Genomic DNA, 16088 nt, shown 5'->3' on the forward strand with positions numbered 1-16088 from the left:
TTATATGTTCCAGAAATTCTTGTCCAAGCTTCTGTATTGAATAGCCTCAGATAAATGCTTCACTTCAATTTTTTCACTATTATCTAAATCTGCTATTGTTCTACTAAGTTTAATAATTTTATTATATGAACGAGCACTTAATTTTAGCTTTTTAAAGGCTACTTCCAATAGATTGTTTTGCTCTTTACCTAACTCACAATGTTTTTTAATAAGCCTTGGCGGAAGCTGAGAATTGCATCTTATATTTTCTTTTTTATACCTATCAAGCTGTATAAGTCTAGCCTTGTCTATATTTATCTTAATCTCCTTCGATGTTTTTCCTTTACTTTTTCCCGCTAGCTCCTTATACTCAACTGGAAATACTTCTATATGCATGTCAATTCTATCTAGTAAAGGACCAGAAATCTTAGATAGGTATTTTTTCACCTGATGCGGCGCACAGCTACATTCGTTTTTGGGATCATTGTAGTATCCGCAAGGGCATGGATTCATACTAGCAACTAAAATAAACTTAGATGGATAGGTTACCGTTGCGTTCACCCTAGATATGGTTACCTCTTCATCTTCCATAGGTTGTCTGAGAACTTCTAGAACACTCTTTTGAAATTCGGTAAGTTCATCTAAAAACAAAACTCCTAGGTGTGCTAAAGAAACATCTCCTGGCTTCGGAACTTTCCCACCTCCAATGAGAGATACTCTAGAGGCTGTGTGATGTGGAGCTATAAAAGGCCTGGTACTTATAAGTGCAGAATTACTCGGTAATAGTCCTGAAACACTATAAATTTTTGTAACTTCAATAGACTCTTCAATATCCATATCAGGAAGTATAGTTGGAAACCTTCTTGCTAGCATTGTCTTTCCAGCGCCTGGAGGGCCAATTAATATTATGTTATGGCCTCCCGCAGCTGCTATCTCAAAGGCCCTTATTACACCTTGCTGACCAGAAACCTCGCTTAAATCAACATCATAGGTTTTAGGGCTTTTCTTTTTCTTTTCTCTATCAATACTATAATCAACCTTCAGCTCTCCTTTTAGAAATTTCATAACCTCAACTAGATTCTCAAAGGGATAAACTTCGATATCCTCTATGATGCTAGCTTCCTCAAGGTTTTCCTTTGGAATAATTATTTTTTTATAGCCCTTTGCCCTTAAGGAAATCACAATTGGAAGTACTCCTATTACCCTATTTAATTTACCATTTAAGGATAACTCGCCTATAAATGCATATTCCTTTAAAACCTTATTTGAAATCTGATCCGATGCACCTAATAGCCCCATGGCTATTGGTAAATCTAAATGGGTGCCTTCTTTTTTAGTATTTGCCGGTGCCAAATTTATAGTAATCCTCTTTACCGGAAAACTAAATCCCGAATTCTTTATTGCTGCTCTTATTCTCTCCTTTGATTCCCTTACTGCAGTATCAGGGAGACCAACGATTGAAAAGGATGGTAAACCACTTGATATATCAGCTTCTACATTCACTATTTCCCCATCCAAGCCAAGAAGAACACAGCTGACGATATTTGATAGCACTTTATTCCTCCTTTGTGACTAAGTGTTTTATTTATTATTCAATACATTTCTAGAATATCCTTCATAATTTTGTAAAATATATTAGAAATAGACAAAATTATACATCAGTTTATCATAATTATATTATGTCGATTCATTTTGATGCATCTTTCTAAGTTTTCTTTAGCTAGAATAAACTCACTTCACTTATGGTTTCATCAACTACTTATTATAAATTTTCTGCATGATTATATCATTATTCATATTACAGCTTGTCCACCCAAGTAACATCATAAGAACAATGTATTAATTATCCTTCAAAGTTGATTTTAGTTGCTAGTATGAATCCATGTCCTTGCGGATACTATAATAACCCTAAAATAGAATGTAAATATATATCATATTGGATCAGAGAATTTCATTTATATAACACCATGACTACCCTCTTATCTCACTCGTTCAACCATCTTACAATTCTCCAAAACAGAAAAATCTGATATCCAATCATTACAAAGTTCAGTGTGATAATCATCATTGCATTATGTCTATTTAGAAACTGTAATATAAACATTAAAACTATGAAAATAATTGAAGCTGCCACAAACTTATAAAGCCTATTCATTCTTTTCAATTCCTCTCTTAATGAGATCTATACCTTCCTCTACAAGCTCATCAACTGTTTTACTAGAATTTAAATATACCTCTTCAATACCTTTAGCTACCTCCATAGCAATTTCATAAAGTCTGCCCATGTTTCTCCCCCTTTACAAGTTAGACTCTCCTGAAGAATTTTTTAATCTGTAATTACTCGTTGGATATACCTAATTCATATCATTTTTTTAGTAGATCATTAGCAGTTACAATTCTGACCTTTTATATCTATTAAGCTATTTATAATAATATTCTTATAATTTTTTTTAGTTCTTACATAACAAAAACCACCTACTATAAAAGAATAAGGTGGTTTTAATATATAAGTTAACATTTTATTTCTTTAAAAGTATTTTTTTACATTCCCTACATTTTTTATAAATGTTATAAAATTTTAGTAGTACAGCAGGCTGAATCTAGTCTAATAATATTGCAAAAGAAAATACTGTATAAAAGGGGTATGCAAAATGAACAATTCACATAAGTTACAAAAATTAATCAGTCAAATTGATGAAACTAAGATTAATCTATATAAATTAGTTGAAGACAAGCAATGGAATCTCTTGGACGGTGAGGTAATTAAATTAAGTCAATTACTAGATGAGTTACTGTTAGAGTACCATCATATAGAAAAATAGTAACTAGCTAATTTGGATTCAGTCTGCTGTACTTTTACTTTTCATCCAAATAAAATAACAGCGTCCCAAGAGTAACCTTTAAGTTCCTTCTTGAGACGCTGTGCATATTTCCCTTTCCTTTTCTGCATCTTTCTCTTTTTACTTTCATGAACTCCACATCCTGTTTTTACAACATCTAAGTGTCGTCCTTGTTTTCCAGCAGAATTAATGACTAAATCTTTACCACTAATAATAATCTTGTCTTTTACTTTCTTCTTTCCCATTTAATCACCTCATTATTATTTGTATAGTTTAATAATAGCAAAGAATGTATCAAACTTCAATCTCCTTGGAAATCTTTATTAGATTCTTCTTAATTATAGTACCTATTTTATATCAATCAATAATTACCTAGGAAATGTACAAGAATGTACATCATAGTCTACAAGTCAGCATAAAAGTAGCTCAATATACAAATTACTTCTGTACTTCAAAAATAATGTCAGATAATATAAATTCCTGGCTCATATAAATCTTTCCATTAGCTCTTTACAGTATGACCTGTAAGAATGGTGTATAAGGCGTTTATTAACTATTTTTCAGCAATAGTCTTCGCAATCATATCTCCATATCTATTAGCTTTATTTTTAACATTTCTATACCACTTTGCATATTATGGTCTAAAGACCTTTTTAAGATGGAGTGAGAAATGTGCGCCATAGAAAATTAGAACCCCGTAAACCGGAAAAATGTTATAAGCATTCAGCAAGCCAATACACGGTAAAAAGAGGAGATACATTATATAGTATTGCATCTGATTTCGGAATATCGGTACATGATTTAGCAATGAATAATGTACATATTCCTAATCCAAGATACCTTATCACAGGTGATGTTTTATGTATCCCAAAGAAAACAGCTTTGTGTTCATTTATATATCCCACTAAGGCGACACCAAAGAACTCCTATGCAGTTATTTCTAGACTAAATGGTATAACATGTATTGTTAACCTACCTTATGTCAGGAACTTTGGTGACGAATTTGTATGTTATCATTGCTATGCTGTGGATCTAAATGAATTCAGATATGTAGAATTGACCCATATTTCCAAGAACCCTTCAATCTGGATGGGAGAAATCAGAGAAATGAATTTGAATCCTCAAACAAGGATTATTATTAGTGCCGTTAAAGAAAATGAAATACACAAACCACCTGGTGACCTAATATTGTTTGACAGTAAGTAAGTTTATTAAATCCATACTATTTATGGAAAATTCAAATCACGTAATAGTCGTTTTTAAAAGAAAAAGCAAAGTCTTCTTTAAAAAATCAAAAGAAGACTTTGCTTATCTCTATTCTTAACTCTTATATACCTTTAAATAGAATACTGGGCGCAGTTGTGTTTTTATTTAGAGCTAGTCTACTTGTTTAGGTTCATCTCAAAACATAATCTTGTCATTTCATTATCATATATTAGCTAATGCCGCTTCTACTTCCTTACATGATTTTCCATGGCACTTTTCACAAGATACTCATAAAATTCTTCAAAGGCAACAACTTCAGAAGGAATTGACAATCTATCTGTGCTGTTTTAAATTAAACAATAGAAGCATTTATTTTCTCAGCATGAGGTTCATATTTAACTTCTATATCTTTTTCCTTATTGATATTCAAACCTTTATATCTAAGAGTACACTTTAGAATAAATTCTTCTTTGCCTTCAAAGTTAAAGTTGAACTTGTCCTCAAACTGATAATATCTTACTTTATCATTTGCTTTCTCATATTTAAGGTGAGTATCTTCTTTATCAACATTGTATATTACTAATGGTTCAGACCTTATGTTTTTAAACTGATACTCCACTTCATTCGATGAACTAATTTCTAAATAATCAATGTAGATCTCATCAATTTGATCATCTTTTACTTCTAATGCCAAGAATAGACTATATGGTCCTTTAGTGACCTCTTCATTTATCCATCTTAGACTTAGTTCAATTGCGTCATCCTCATATGTATATACAATTTTATTATCATTCTCTTTTGCCACATAGTTTTCATAGATTACTGCATTAACATCCCTATTCATTGTTACAATAATATTAGTCAGCACCACGATAACTAAAATAACAAATAGAATTTTTTTATATTTCATCTTTGACAGCTCCTAAATCACTATTATCAGTTAACCACATTATTCTACTAAGTGAATTTGATCAAGGCTTCTATTTATAAATCATCTTAGCTTCAGTTATGTTCATATTTACATTTGGTGGAATTTCTATGTCTTTTATTTTATCAAATTCTTCTAAATCACTATCTGATTCATCTACATATCTCCACATAACTCCTAAGGATTTTTCATCAATTCTTTTGATATAAATATCTGTCCCGGCACCCCCAAACCAAGCTCTACATGCCATAATAGGATTTTTGAGCTTACCCAGACTTTCAAAATCACTTATATCTTCAGGGTAACCTAAAACCTTTTCAATTTCTATTTTTTCACCATTTATTAATAACGAGACATTTGTATAGGGAATCTCAGTTCCATTTTCATCTGTTTTTACCGATGTTTCAAAATGCCATCCTATATCAATTTCTTTATCACTTGTTAATTCAGGCTCATTTTTATTTTCTTCTAAAGAAGAGCTTATACATCCGTTTACTATTAACAGAATACTACATAATGTAATTAGAACTATTACTTTTTTCATAAATACGTCTCCCTAGTCCGTTCTAGTTTCTATTTTACAAGGAGAATTAATCTGTCACCTTCTCCTTCTAACACCACTATTCTCCACTTCCTTTAAACATTTTAATCTTTCCTTTAACCAACAACGTATCAAGATCACTTAAAGAGTCCCACATTAATCTTTTTTCAATCATCTCTACAAGTTCTTTGTCTTGCTCATCTAAACCTATATATATCTTGGTATTCCTTTATATAACCTAATTTCTTTAATGAATAAATGGCTAAATGACCTATCTTGCAAAGTCCCAAAATTTTGAATCTTGTGTCCATAAAATTACTAAATTGAATAAGTTTCTGACATACGAATTCGCTCTTAATATCATATTGTATAAGTTTTAACATCACCTGTTGTAAAACTATAACATTAGGAGTTTCAAGATTTTCTATCAGCTCTTCATTTGAAAGCTCATCATTCATTATTCGTTTTGATAAACTCAAATAACTCATCTATACTCACCACCTGGTAATATATACTGATTAACAATCCATTCTCTCTCCCGTCTATAATTTTCAAATAGTTACTCAGCTTCATCATATTGTACATTAAACTTATAAGGACAGATTAAATTTATTGTATTTTTCATTGATTTAATTCTCCTTATTTAGAAATGATTATTGACTTAAGCAAGATCATGATTACCTTCTTTAATATTCTTCTATTGTGCCTGCAGATTTTTAAAGATATAGTCTGGTAATTTTGGTACTCTAATAGAAATTCGGATTCAATTTACATTATCAAACTGTTAATGTAAATTATACCAACGTTCTCACATATGTGTAAACAAACAAGTGGAAATTATGTGAATATTAGGTCTTAAAGTATATATTTTAACATTCTTCTCTAATACTTCCGGCCTAGAACTCTAAATCAAATGAGTAATTTTACCCATAACTAAGCAATGATATTTGACTCATTCGCCACCGGGTAGCCCTGCATAAAAAAGAAAGCAGTGAAGCTTTAGTACTACATATGCCCCACCGCTAACATTATTTTATTTGAGGACGTAAACAGTCGGTAATTTACACACAACTATTTACAGTCCTTGATCCTTTAATTACGACTACAAACTCTATTTCCCATTTAATATATTTTATGTCCATAAAAATATTTACATCCTTTTTCCCAATTCATTTTTGAAAGTTTTTTAACATATTCAAAAACTTTTTTCATGGTTTCATCATCTACTATTGTATAGTATTGTACAGGAGATTCAATACCACTCCAAATTGAAAGTATTGTTGGAATAAGAATTTCTTTTAGTTCTGTTCCACATTTTCTAGAAAGAACAGTTAGATCTAGTAATCTTTTTGTCAATGCTCCTGGGAATGCTAACTCTCCTTTATAATAATATTTCTCCGCATCTACCTTCTCTCTTTTATTTATAAAAAATGTTCTTATTTCATCATCTGAGGCACTTTCTGAAATTGATTCTTGATAATTTAATATATCTTGTAATGCATCTCTTATTGTGGTTTCAACATAAGTGTCTTCCCATTCTTCTAAAAGTGAAAGTAAATATGGAACAACTTCATAGGATAATGCTTGTTTTGAATATGTCACAAAAACATTAACTGCATCATCATCAGAATCTAATAGCATTTTCAAGTTTTCATTGTTAGAAATATCCCTATGGCTTGCAATTGAACAAAATACTCTAATACAAAGATTTATTACACTATCATCATTGCTTTCATTCATAATTTTAACTAATAACTGCTTCGCTGAAAAATCTCCAAGTTTTAATAAATCAATTACTGCTAATAGCTTCCTTTTTTCATCATTTTCATTATTAATTTTACTCCACAATTCTTCCTTGCTAATATTATTAGGAGTCTCCCCATACCATATCCCTTTACACATTATATTATCTAACTCGTCCATACACCTATCCTTCCAATCCATATCTTATCTTCTTAGTCCATCATTTCATTTCTATCTTAGCATAAAAGCCTAATTCTCTCAGGCTTTTGCTTAAATGCTAGATCAAGCCCGAAAGGACTGAGCTCGTTTCCATTGCCATATTCTGTGCAAAAATACCTTTGCGTTGTATATGAAATATTTGCACAGCTATTTTCATTTGTTTTTAAGTATCCTAATATCCCTCACCATCCGAGAGATTAGAGATATTAAATTCTACTAATTTTTATATTCACCAGTAACAATAACATCAATTAAGTTTGTAAGTCTATCATATACTTCATTATAATTACTGTCTTTATATTTAGGATATACATATTTCCCTTGATATACCATAATCCTAAATACCTCACTACCGCCTTTTTCAGTACTGTCTACAATATTTTTTATAGTATTAATTGTTTTTTGTTTAGAATACTGAAAAACTTCCATTATAACTTTCTCAATGGCAGAATATTGAATACTTAATAAAATCTGATTTTCTTCTGCCATTACACTTATCATTCCAAATGAATAAGCAATTAATATTTCTTTTTCCTGCTCAGTTAATTCTTTCAACTCAATCTCAAGAATTTCAAATAGACTTTGAACTAATTTCTTACACTCTACTAAAAATATATCCTCTTTCACTTATATCATAACTCCCATTCTCTATAACATAAATTGCTTTTTCTTGAAAGCTAAATGCATATTCATAATTTTATCAAACATTTTATAACTTTTAACGAAAATGCTTTTATCTATTTAGTTACATCCTTTTTTAAAAAATAATTATTTTTCCCTCTGGATACGTTCCCTTCCAACCACAAGGGAAATAACCTTGCTCATAAATACTTAATAATTCATTATAAAATGGTTCTTCCTTGTATTCACGGAATGCATATAGTGCTAGAAAAAACATTAAATTTGATCTTATTGTTCTTTTTATTTCTTCAGATTCTCCATATTTAATATTCCATTTTTTTTCTACACAATTAGTGATTTCCGGTAATATATCTTTTTTTATTACTTTAATAACATCATTCCAACGATATTTAGTCTCAACTCGATATACAGTAATATATGAACTTACATCTTGCCGCTTATCTAACAAAAGATTAGCCCATCTTGTACTTGAACAATGTTTTATTGTACTTTCTATACCTTTAGAATAACTAATTTCATATTTAGATGCAGCACTCATACTCCCACAATTCTCAAACCAAGATATGTTTTTTAATCTTTCCACCATATCTTCAACTGATTTTTTCACCAATTCTTCCATTAAAATTCTCACCTTTCCATAGCATTTAATCTACCTAGGTATTCTAGGAACTTCATCTACTTCTGTAAGTCCATATGCTCTTTGCTGATCTGCTGCTATTTCAGTCATTCAATCTTCATCACTTTCTGATAATCCTGCATTAACCATAGAATTTTTCAATGTAGAATTATATAATCAGTTGTTAGGGCTTTTTTTCCATCCACTAGGGCATCTTCCTTTGTATTTATCCAGTCTACTAGAAATTCTGGGGTGCATTTTTTGCCAGTTATTCTACTTCCGTCCTCTTCACTTTTTAAGTCTACTGTTTCTGGGCAATTATTTTCTGGACTACTGCATATACCGAAGTATGGTACGTTATCTTCTGCTTTGTTGTCTTCTTCATTCATCATTGGCTTTTTATTCACGTACGACCCATGACTTATTGGCAAGCTTATTTTTCTAGTGTGACTTCCAAATTTACATCTCATCTTGGCCCCTCTAACTACATATGCTTTGTTTTCAGAAGCCATAACTCTATACCCCTTAGCTTACGTCTATTCTTTCTAACTTTATCCCTTTGAAATCTCTTCTTAACAGAGCCTCGGCTACATGTAGGTCTACTACTACCGCCGTCCCTGCTATTTCCTTTATTTTAAATATTTGTTTATCCTTTATCTTATCAGCATCTAGTATTAGTTTCTTTATCTGATTTCTTTCTAAGGCTTCTTCCATATACTCTAGCCTATGTTTTTCCTTAAAGGAGTAAATCTCTGTATCTTTACTAAATGCACTTATTTCTTCTAATATAGGTAGATGATAGTTCCTTTGTATCTTTCTTTTTATGTCTATTAATGTTATTCTCTTGGTTGTAACTTTTTCATCAAATTTTCTTATCAGTTCCATTAATCTGTCTGAGTATAGATATATTTGTGTGTCTAGTATATCTAGATAATCGGTCTCATAATCGCTTCCCATTATTCGAAATATATTGAGATCCTCAATTTTATATAGGTTCTCTTCCCTTAGGTATTTTCTGTCAATTTTTTCTACCATGTTTTTTATTATAGGTGTGTTTACATATCTTTCATCCTGCCTTAGTAAAAAATAGTCCATCTTAATCACTCTCTTTTTGGTATATTACTTTACTGTCTCCCTTGTATTCTCCAAATAATATAGAGTATCCACCCTCTGATACTATTTCTTTAAAGGACTTTAGCTCTATTAGTTTTTCTACCATATCTTTTACCATCTCACAGGCTAAAGTATGGTATTTACTTACTTCCACCTGCTTTATTTTTTCTATATCCATCGATGTTATCGTTCTCAAGTATTTTTTCTTTTTTACTTCTAGCTCCTCCATATGGTCGAATAAGGACTTGTATATGAAATCTGCATTCCAAAATTCATATGCTTCCACTTCATCTAGATACCAATCTTCATCGTAGAATTCTATTCTATATACGCCCTCATTCTCCATTATTTTAGTTCTTAAGATAGAGAAATGTATGTATTTAATTTTATTTTTTAAATTTTTTTCCTGCATCTCTTTAGTCTTTTTGCATAGCTTGTCAAATATATCTATGAGCTCTTCTTCGATTTCATCTTTACTACATAAGTACCTGTTTTCTATATTTTTCAGTTCATTTATCCATCTATCTACTAGGTGATTCCTTGCTAAATCCTCTATGGCTGCTTTCTTTTTATCCGTTATCATTCTATATTTACCTTTCCACCGCTAAGTGTTATATCTTCAAGTATATTAAGGACAGCTTCTCCTTGTTTTAGACTTATTCCTTCATCACCCTCCATAAGGATTTTGCTGCTGTTTAGCTCTATATTACCATCAGATTTTATTTGCACTTCTTTATTACTATTTATTTCTATTCCGCCATTATCACTTAGCCGTATTAATAATCCTCCGTTACTTATTATTTCTACTGATCCCTTTTGAAATCTTATTTCCTTACCATATTTTGTGGCAAGGCTTTTTATTTCTGGATTCTGTCTTCTGCTTTGGTCCTTTGACTGTAGATTTACTGAACTTTCTACAAATGCATTTTCTTCCTTATCATCTGGAAAATATAGTTTTACTCTATCGTTTTTTTCCGGCATGAAGTACCATCCACTACCATCCTCTGAGGAATATACTGTAGAGTATTGAAACCACATGGATCCACTTTTTGGATTGTTTTCATCTATATCTAGCTTTATCATTACCATATCTTTTTCTATGTCAGCTACAGATCCAAATAATGATACTCCTTTAATAGCTTCGTTATATTTTTTTCTTCTTGCTAATCCCTTCATATCCATAAGATAATATCTATTATGTAATCTACTATCCTTAATTCCTATTATGCTTTTATAGACATAGAGCTTTCTATTTTTGAATTCTATCATTTGACATAGTTCTAGCACCTTTTCACTGTTTATTTCATAGCTAATCAGATTTTGCTCCATTAGGTCTTCTATTTCATTGTCATGCTTTAACTTATAGTCCATTAGGTCCTTCTTTATAGAGTAGTCGAATTCCTCAAGGTTATAGTTTTTTAAGTTCTTAAGTACCCCTATGTAAAACTTAGGCCCATTAAAGTATTTATTAGGTGCTACAAAACTATTAAAATGAGATGCTAGTCTCTTAGCAAATTCCCAGTCAGTTTCCCTATATTGTACTATTAGTTTCTCAATATTTTTTCCCTCAAGAATTTCATCTGTAAAACCTGCATTTGGATAGTCCTTTATGGTTTCATTAAATAGGTCCATATATGTCATAGCTTTGTTTTGATATGATCTTTCTTTTTTTACTATATCCATTAAAAAAGTTGCACTTATTCCGTAAACCTCTAGCTCTCTAACGTTTCCCTTTGCTTCAATATTTATGTTTGTCACCATACCAGCAAATAGAATATCCTGCGAGTCATCATTTTTTAGATATATTTCAATTTCATCCATATCGCTGGCACTTTCTACATATTTATCTACATCATCTTCATTTATAATACCTCTGATATAGACTTTAGTGTGTTCATTTATTTCTTCTTCAATTTTTAAGTCTAGTACTTTTTCAAATTTGTAAGGCTTTATAACTAAATTAACATATGTATAAGAATCTTTAACCATATACATCACCTTCTTTTATCTATCATTTTGTAGGGCCACATTAAATCTTTTATTCTTCATCTAATTCTACTCGTATAGATTCAATCATCTGAAATGCTACGTCTCTCCAGGCTTTATAATCCCTATAGAGGCATGCAAATTTACCCATTAGCACCTTTTCTTCAAATTCTAAGAAAAACATAACATTGTAGATCGGTTCATCTATAGCAGAGCTTTTAAAATCAAAAAATCCAATGTTTTTGTCACTTGCCTTTCTAATACCATGGGAAAATATTAAATTCGATGGATTCATTCTTTTAGTCATATCTTTCATACCCATAGTAAGTTCCTCTACTAAGTCTTCTGTAATATCTTGGTCTATTCTATTAAAGGTAATATCTACACTGCCTTCAAGGTTTGTCTTAATTATCTCGGGTCTTTGTATGTATGGATATTTTATTGCTTTAGCTTCCTGAGTCATATCTTCAAAGTCCTTCGGTATTGTCATATATAGCTTGTCTTCATAAAAGCTTTTTTCTTCAAATTCGTATAGCTTGTCCTTTACTCTTATTGCTTTATCCTTTATGCTTTTTTTCTCCCTTAATCTTTTCTCAGCCTTAATCATTTCTACTATTTTCTCATCAGTAAATTCCATCTACTCTGTCCCTCCTTATGAATGTTCTTAAAATATGTCCACCAGTTTTTAAAGATATAGTCTGGTAATTTCGGCACCTGATAGAAATTCGGCATAATTTACATTATCAAACTGTTAATGTAAATTATACCAACGTTCTCGCTTACGTGTAAACAAACAAATGGAAATTATGTGAATATTAGGTCTTAAAGTATATATTCTGGCATTTTTCTCTAATACTTACGGCCCATAACTTTAAGATTAAATGAGTAATTTTACCCATAATCAAATCTGTTCATCCTGTGCCAAAGCTGCACGAATAACCCATTTTCTTTGTTAAACTCAATTCTATAAAGCAATTTCTAGTATATATAATTTTTTCATAGAAAAAGGACTATAAACAGTCGTTAACTTACACACAACTATTTACAATCCCCATATTTATAATAATTTTAGCAATGACCACATTTTATTTTTATATTTCTCATAAATCTCATTGACTCTTTTGCGTTCTCTAAAATCGTCTCTCCAAATAAAAAAATCCGTTAATCCACCATGTGGTGGGAAAAAACTCCTACAAATCTCTTTAATTTCGACTAAAATGTTATCTATATTATTTTCTTCCGATGTAAGAGCCTCATTCAAAACTTTAATTGCATATTGCATTTCTTTCATTACCTGCTCAATATCGCTTGTATCTTCATTCCTTAAAAACTTATATAGATTATTTAATGTATCAAATAACTCTAAAGCTAATTTTTTTTTCATTTTAAATCAACTCCTTTTATGGTAGAAATGTTTCTGACAACGGCTCAACTCCTTTAATCAACCAGGGTTTTTCAATAAATATCTGTATTCTATCTTGCCCACCTTGATAAATATCTCCCTAATAGCCTACTGGGCCTTTATATATTGTTGGGTGGCACTAGAAACTCCGTCCTAGTATCACCTGTTTTGTTGAAGTTAAATGTTTTATGATTTATACGCTTCTGATTTAATGAAATTGTCTACTAAAAATTTATCTGTATCATCTAGACCCTCAAAGAGTTCATTAAACAGATTATTTGCATCTTCATTGTCTAAAAGTGATAATGTTGCTATAGCTGCATGACCAAACTGCCATGGTCCAACAAATTTATTATCTTTCAAAAGTTTACTGAGTTGAGTTAACCTATTAACTATTCTCTCATCACAATAATTTCTCTCTATTATTTTAAACATTGCCATAGCTGCAACTCTTAAGTTTTCAGATTTTAAGCAAATAATTAAATCTTCATTTTTGATTTTATTATTTTTAATTTCTTCTACTAATTCAGCAATTAAAGCCATAAAAAATCATCCTTCCATAATTATTCTATAGGACCATATCTTTCAATGTTATATTGTTTTTCAGCTTCAAAGTTCTTTTGAAGTTACTCGGCAACATTATCTAGACCCAACCTTTTTGCCTCTTCAATTTCAATAGTATAAGATTTAAGCTCATCTGCAATTCTTGCTTCCCAATTTTGATATGATTCATCAGCAGAAGGAAATCCATTTTCTTTAGCTTCTAAAAAATGACTATACTCGTGCCTTAAAGCACTCATGAATGCATCAGGATCAATCAGAATCTGTCCAGGTACTCCTTTTCTAAGAGGCCCGTAGCCATGGCACCTTTTCTAGGGACCTCCTCTACTCCATTCTCTTCTAATTCCTGAATTAATTTATTCCATTCTTCTGGATGCGATTCAGAACCTCGACCAAATACATCTCTAAATGGATCATCAGGACTATCAAATTTAGTTACCTTTTTTACATTTTCTATAAATTCATCAGTAATTTCACTCGTCTCCTCAACCCCACTATCCCGACCTTTCAAATTAGGATTACTTGCCTCTATCATCTGCTGTTTATTTGATGCTGGGTCGGCTAGTGGTAAAGCCGGTAAAAGCTCTCCTGTACCATTTGGTGCATTTAACAAGGGCTTGCTGGTATAGGATAGGGTAGCATCAACGCCCCTGTTTCTCCTATCGGTACAAGCTGTGAAGGACCGTTAAATAGAGGGTGTAACATCATATTCCCTGCACCTTCTATAGGCACAGCATTTGGTATTGGTAAATTCCCTTGATAGGATGGTACTAATCCATTTGCATTTCCTGCTGGTAATGCCATTGGCTTTGATGGATTAATCCCTCCCCATTGGAACATAAAAAACCTATCATTATTAGTAGTCTTAGCATATCCTAAAGGGTGACACTAGAACCGTCCTAGTGTCACCCCAATATGCTAAATCAATGCCTGTAACATGCCTAAGGCCAGAGCAATTTAAATTTTTTATATCTATTTTTTCTACTTAAGATTCTTGAATCTTATAATACGATTTTATATCTAACTCTCTAACATCCATTTTACGAAATTTTATCCTTCCACCATTTCAATTTATTTAAATATTAATTATTCATATTTTTCTCTTTATTTCTTATATGCTCTAACTCAAATTCTGTCGGCTCTTTCTTTTCATCTACGACTTGTCCATATATATTATACTTTCTATATTTAGTTTGAATACCAAATCTGTACTCTCCCTCTTCAATAAGTGTATTTTCTTCGCTCCATTTTTTATATTCCCCATCTGCTATACCATCTTTTTTGTTGATTATTCTCTTAACACTTCCATTTAAGTAAAAATCAACTTGTAATCCATCTACATATCCATCTTTGTAAAAAACATATCCACTAATTTGATTTTCATTGATACTTTCATAAACTAATCCTGTATAACCTTTATCAGATCCTGCCTCAATTAATTTTTCTGTAAACATTTCTGTTTCTAGATTTTCATAATCAACGCCATTCTCTATCACATATTTCATATCTAAAATTTTATTTTCCATTAAGCAAATCCTCCAATCTAAGTTTCATTGTTTCTTCATCTTCTAACATTTCTGGATTTATAGTTGTACCATTAGTAATATATTGGCAATGTAAACAACGGGGCATAGCCATTCCTACCTCAGGCATCGAGCTGGGTGACACTAGAACCGTCCCAGTGTCACCCTCTTTTAGTTTATGCCATTATCAATATTTGTTTTAATAAACTAGCTAAAAAATTACTTTACTAGTTCTTTATACTTACACTCAACAATATCAATGTCCTCTTCCAAATATTCAATTTCTGAGTCATTTAACCTCTTCTTAAAATCAATCTTTTTAGACAAGTCTAATATCTTTTTCATATCTTCAATATCATATTTTGACAATTCCTCTTTATGTCTTAACTTTAGTATAATAATCGTTGAAATCGATATTATACTCTCAATATTATTAGAACTAATATACTCAAAAAATGCTTCATAGCAAATACCTGCGGCTTGCCCATAAGAGTATCCATTGTTTAAAGCTTCTTCATAAAAGCTATCAGTAATTAAATATTTTAATTCGAAAAAATTAACATCCATTAATTTCTACCTCCCTTAGTTTTATATACTATTTCAATATCATTATTAGGGCAGCGTTTCTTAAATTGTTCAATTACCCTCTGGCAACTAGGACAACAGTTTAAATCTGTATAAAGCTTTATTTTTCCTGATGCGTTATCACCATCTATAATATTATCTTTGTTAACTTTTAAAGTTTCAAATATTCTATCCTCTTTTTTTGGCTCACTAATATATTTTCTA

25 protein-coding genes are annotated in these 16088 nt (G+C 31.0%); 3 read left to right on the forward strand and 22 right to left on the reverse strand.

Features of this window, described 5'->3' with window-relative positions; all coding sequences use genetic code 11:
* On the reverse strand, positions 1-1533 hold the full coding sequence (locus R9X47_RS02260; RefSeq protein ID WP_432665070.1) for a YifB family Mg chelatase-like AAA ATPase: 1533 nt from the start codon (positions 1531-1533) through the stop codon (positions 1-3).
* A gap of 320 nt (positions 1534-1853) precedes the next feature.
* Between R9X47_RS02260 and R9X47_RS02265 the strand changes: the two genes are divergently transcribed.
* Positions 1854-2009, forward strand: a complete 156-nt coding sequence (locus R9X47_RS02265) for a hypothetical protein (RefSeq protein WP_432665071.1) — start codon at positions 1854-1856, stop codon at positions 2007-2009.
* Positions 2010-2126: 117 nt separating this feature from the next.
* On the opposite strand, the gene R9X47_RS02270 is transcribed toward R9X47_RS02265, so the two are convergent.
* Positions 2127-2264: a hypothetical protein gene (locus tag R9X47_RS02270; RefSeq protein WP_432665072.1), complete on the reverse strand. Its 138-nt coding sequence runs from the start codon at positions 2262-2264 to the stop codon at positions 2127-2129.
* Between the two features lie 366 nt (positions 2265-2630).
* Between R9X47_RS02270 and R9X47_RS02275 the strand changes: the two genes are divergently transcribed.
* Positions 2631-2801 carry a Spo0E family sporulation regulatory protein-aspartic acid phosphatase gene (locus tag R9X47_RS02275; protein ID WP_432665073.1) on the forward strand — a complete coding sequence of 57 codons (171 nt, stop codon included), beginning with the start codon at positions 2631-2633 and terminating at the stop codon, positions 2799-2801.
* A 41-nt stretch (positions 2802-2842) separates the two neighbouring features.
* Here the strand turns inward: R9X47_RS02275 and R9X47_RS02280 are convergent, their stop codons facing one another.
* The gene (locus R9X47_RS02280) at positions 2843-3064 is read right to left on the reverse strand and encodes a hypothetical protein (protein WP_432665074.1); all 222 of its coding nucleotides are present in this window, start codon (positions 3062-3064) and stop codon (positions 2843-2845) included.
* A 427-nt stretch (positions 3065-3491) separates the two neighbouring features.
* Here R9X47_RS02280 and R9X47_RS02285 point away from each other — a divergent pair, with 427 nt between their 5' ends.
* Positions 3492-4025: a LysM peptidoglycan-binding domain-containing protein gene (locus tag R9X47_RS02285; protein WP_432665075.1), complete on the forward strand. Its 534-nt coding sequence runs from the start codon at positions 3492-3494 to the stop codon at positions 4023-4025.
* A gap of 352 nt (positions 4026-4377) precedes the next feature.
* On the opposite strand, the gene R9X47_RS02290 is transcribed toward R9X47_RS02285, so the two are convergent.
* The 19 genes from R9X47_RS02290 to R9X47_RS02380 form a co-directional block, all read right to left on the reverse strand.
* Positions 4378-4935, reverse strand: a complete 558-nt coding sequence (locus tag R9X47_RS02290; protein ID WP_432665076.1) for a hypothetical protein — start codon at positions 4933-4935, stop codon at positions 4378-4380.
* Positions 4936-5005: 70 nt separating this feature from the next.
* Entirely contained in the window at positions 5006-5497 is a 492-nt protein-coding gene (locus tag R9X47_RS02295) for a hypothetical protein (RefSeq protein WP_432665077.1), read from the reverse strand.
* 194 nt (positions 5498-5691) lie between these two features.
* A complete protein-coding gene (locus R9X47_RS02300; RefSeq protein ID WP_432665078.1) occupies positions 5692-5982 on the reverse strand; it encodes a hypothetical protein in 291 nt (96 codons plus the stop codon).
* Positions 5983-6616: 634 nt separating this feature from the next.
* A complete protein-coding gene (gene imm47, locus R9X47_RS02305) occupies positions 6617-7417 on the reverse strand; it encodes an Imm47 family immunity protein (protein ID WP_432665079.1) in 801 nt (266 codons plus the stop codon).
* A gap of 255 nt (positions 7418-7672) precedes the next feature.
* Complete coding sequence (gene imm48 / locus R9X47_RS02310) at positions 7673-8083, reverse strand: Imm48 family immunity protein (RefSeq protein ID WP_432665080.1); 411 nt, start codon at positions 8081-8083, stop codon at positions 7673-7675.
* Positions 8084-8213: 130 nt separating this feature from the next.
* The gene (locus R9X47_RS02315; RefSeq protein WP_432665081.1) at positions 8214-8717 is read right to left on the reverse strand and encodes a hypothetical protein; all 504 of its coding nucleotides are present in this window, start codon (positions 8715-8717) and stop codon (positions 8214-8216) included.
* A gap of 155 nt (positions 8718-8872) precedes the next feature.
* A complete protein-coding gene (locus tag R9X47_RS02320; protein WP_432665082.1) occupies positions 8873-9226 on the reverse strand; it encodes a DUF4280 domain-containing protein in 354 nt (117 codons plus the stop codon).
* 13 nt (positions 9227-9239) lie between these two features.
* On the reverse strand, positions 9240-9809 hold the full coding sequence (locus R9X47_RS02325; RefSeq protein WP_432665083.1) for an imm11 family protein: 570 nt from the start codon (positions 9807-9809) through the stop codon (positions 9240-9242).
* A gap of 1 nt (position 9810) precedes the next feature.
* The gene (locus R9X47_RS02330) at positions 9811-10410 is read right to left on the reverse strand and encodes a hypothetical protein (RefSeq protein WP_432665084.1); all 600 of its coding nucleotides are present in this window, start codon (positions 10408-10410) and stop codon (positions 9811-9813) included.
* The gene (locus tag R9X47_RS02335) at positions 10407-11816 is read right to left on the reverse strand and encodes a phage tail protein (RefSeq protein ID WP_432665085.1); all 1410 of its coding nucleotides are present in this window, start codon (positions 11814-11816) and stop codon (positions 10407-10409) included. Before R9X47_RS02335 ends, R9X47_RS02330 begins: the two co-directional genes overlap by 4 nt.
* A 49-nt stretch (positions 11817-11865) precedes the next feature.
* Positions 11866-12450 carry a hypothetical protein gene (locus tag R9X47_RS02340; protein ID WP_432665086.1) on the reverse strand — a complete coding sequence of 195 codons (585 nt, stop codon included), beginning with the start codon at positions 12448-12450 and terminating at the stop codon, positions 11866-11868.
* A 420-nt stretch (positions 12451-12870) separates the two neighbouring features.
* Positions 12871-13197 carry a hypothetical protein gene (locus tag R9X47_RS02345; RefSeq protein ID WP_432665088.1) on the reverse strand — a complete coding sequence of 109 codons (327 nt, stop codon included), beginning with the start codon at positions 13195-13197 and terminating at the stop codon, positions 12871-12873.
* A 204-nt stretch (positions 13198-13401) separates the two neighbouring features.
* On the reverse strand, positions 13402-13758 hold the full coding sequence (locus tag R9X47_RS02350; RefSeq protein WP_432665089.1) for a hypothetical protein: 357 nt from the start codon (positions 13756-13758) through the stop codon (positions 13402-13404).
* Positions 13759-13841: 83 nt separating this feature from the next.
* On the reverse strand, positions 13842-14015 hold the full coding sequence (locus R9X47_RS02355; RefSeq protein WP_432665090.1) for a hypothetical protein: 174 nt from the start codon (positions 14013-14015) through the stop codon (positions 13842-13844).
* Positions 14016-14032: 17 nt separating this feature from the next.
* Entirely contained in the window at positions 14033-14389 is a 357-nt protein-coding gene (locus tag R9X47_RS02360; protein WP_432665091.1) for a hypothetical protein, read from the reverse strand.
* Positions 14383-14616 carry a hypothetical protein gene (locus R9X47_RS02365; RefSeq protein WP_432665092.1) on the reverse strand — a complete coding sequence of 78 codons (234 nt, stop codon included), beginning with the start codon at positions 14614-14616 and terminating at the stop codon, positions 14383-14385. The genes R9X47_RS02360 and R9X47_RS02365 overlap by 7 nt, the downstream gene beginning before the upstream one ends.
* Positions 14617-14858: 242 nt before the next feature.
* Complete coding sequence (locus R9X47_RS02370) at positions 14859-15302, reverse strand: hypothetical protein (protein ID WP_432665093.1); 444 nt, start codon at positions 15300-15302, stop codon at positions 14859-14861.
* A gap of 216 nt (positions 15303-15518) precedes the next feature.
* Positions 15519-15866: a hypothetical protein gene (locus tag R9X47_RS02375; RefSeq protein WP_432665094.1), complete on the reverse strand. Its 348-nt coding sequence runs from the start codon at positions 15864-15866 to the stop codon at positions 15519-15521.
* Complete coding sequence (locus tag R9X47_RS02380; RefSeq protein ID WP_432667575.1) at positions 15866-16078, reverse strand: deaminase domain-containing protein; 213 nt, start codon at positions 16076-16078, stop codon at positions 15866-15868. The genes R9X47_RS02375 and R9X47_RS02380 overlap by 1 nt, the downstream gene beginning before the upstream one ends.
* Positions 16079-16088 lie beyond the last annotated feature (10 nt).

Source organism: Wukongibacter baidiensis, assembly GCF_050888315.1.
Classification (GTDB): Bacteria; Bacillota; Clostridia; order Peptostreptococcales; family Caminicellaceae; genus Wukongibacter; species Wukongibacter baidiensis.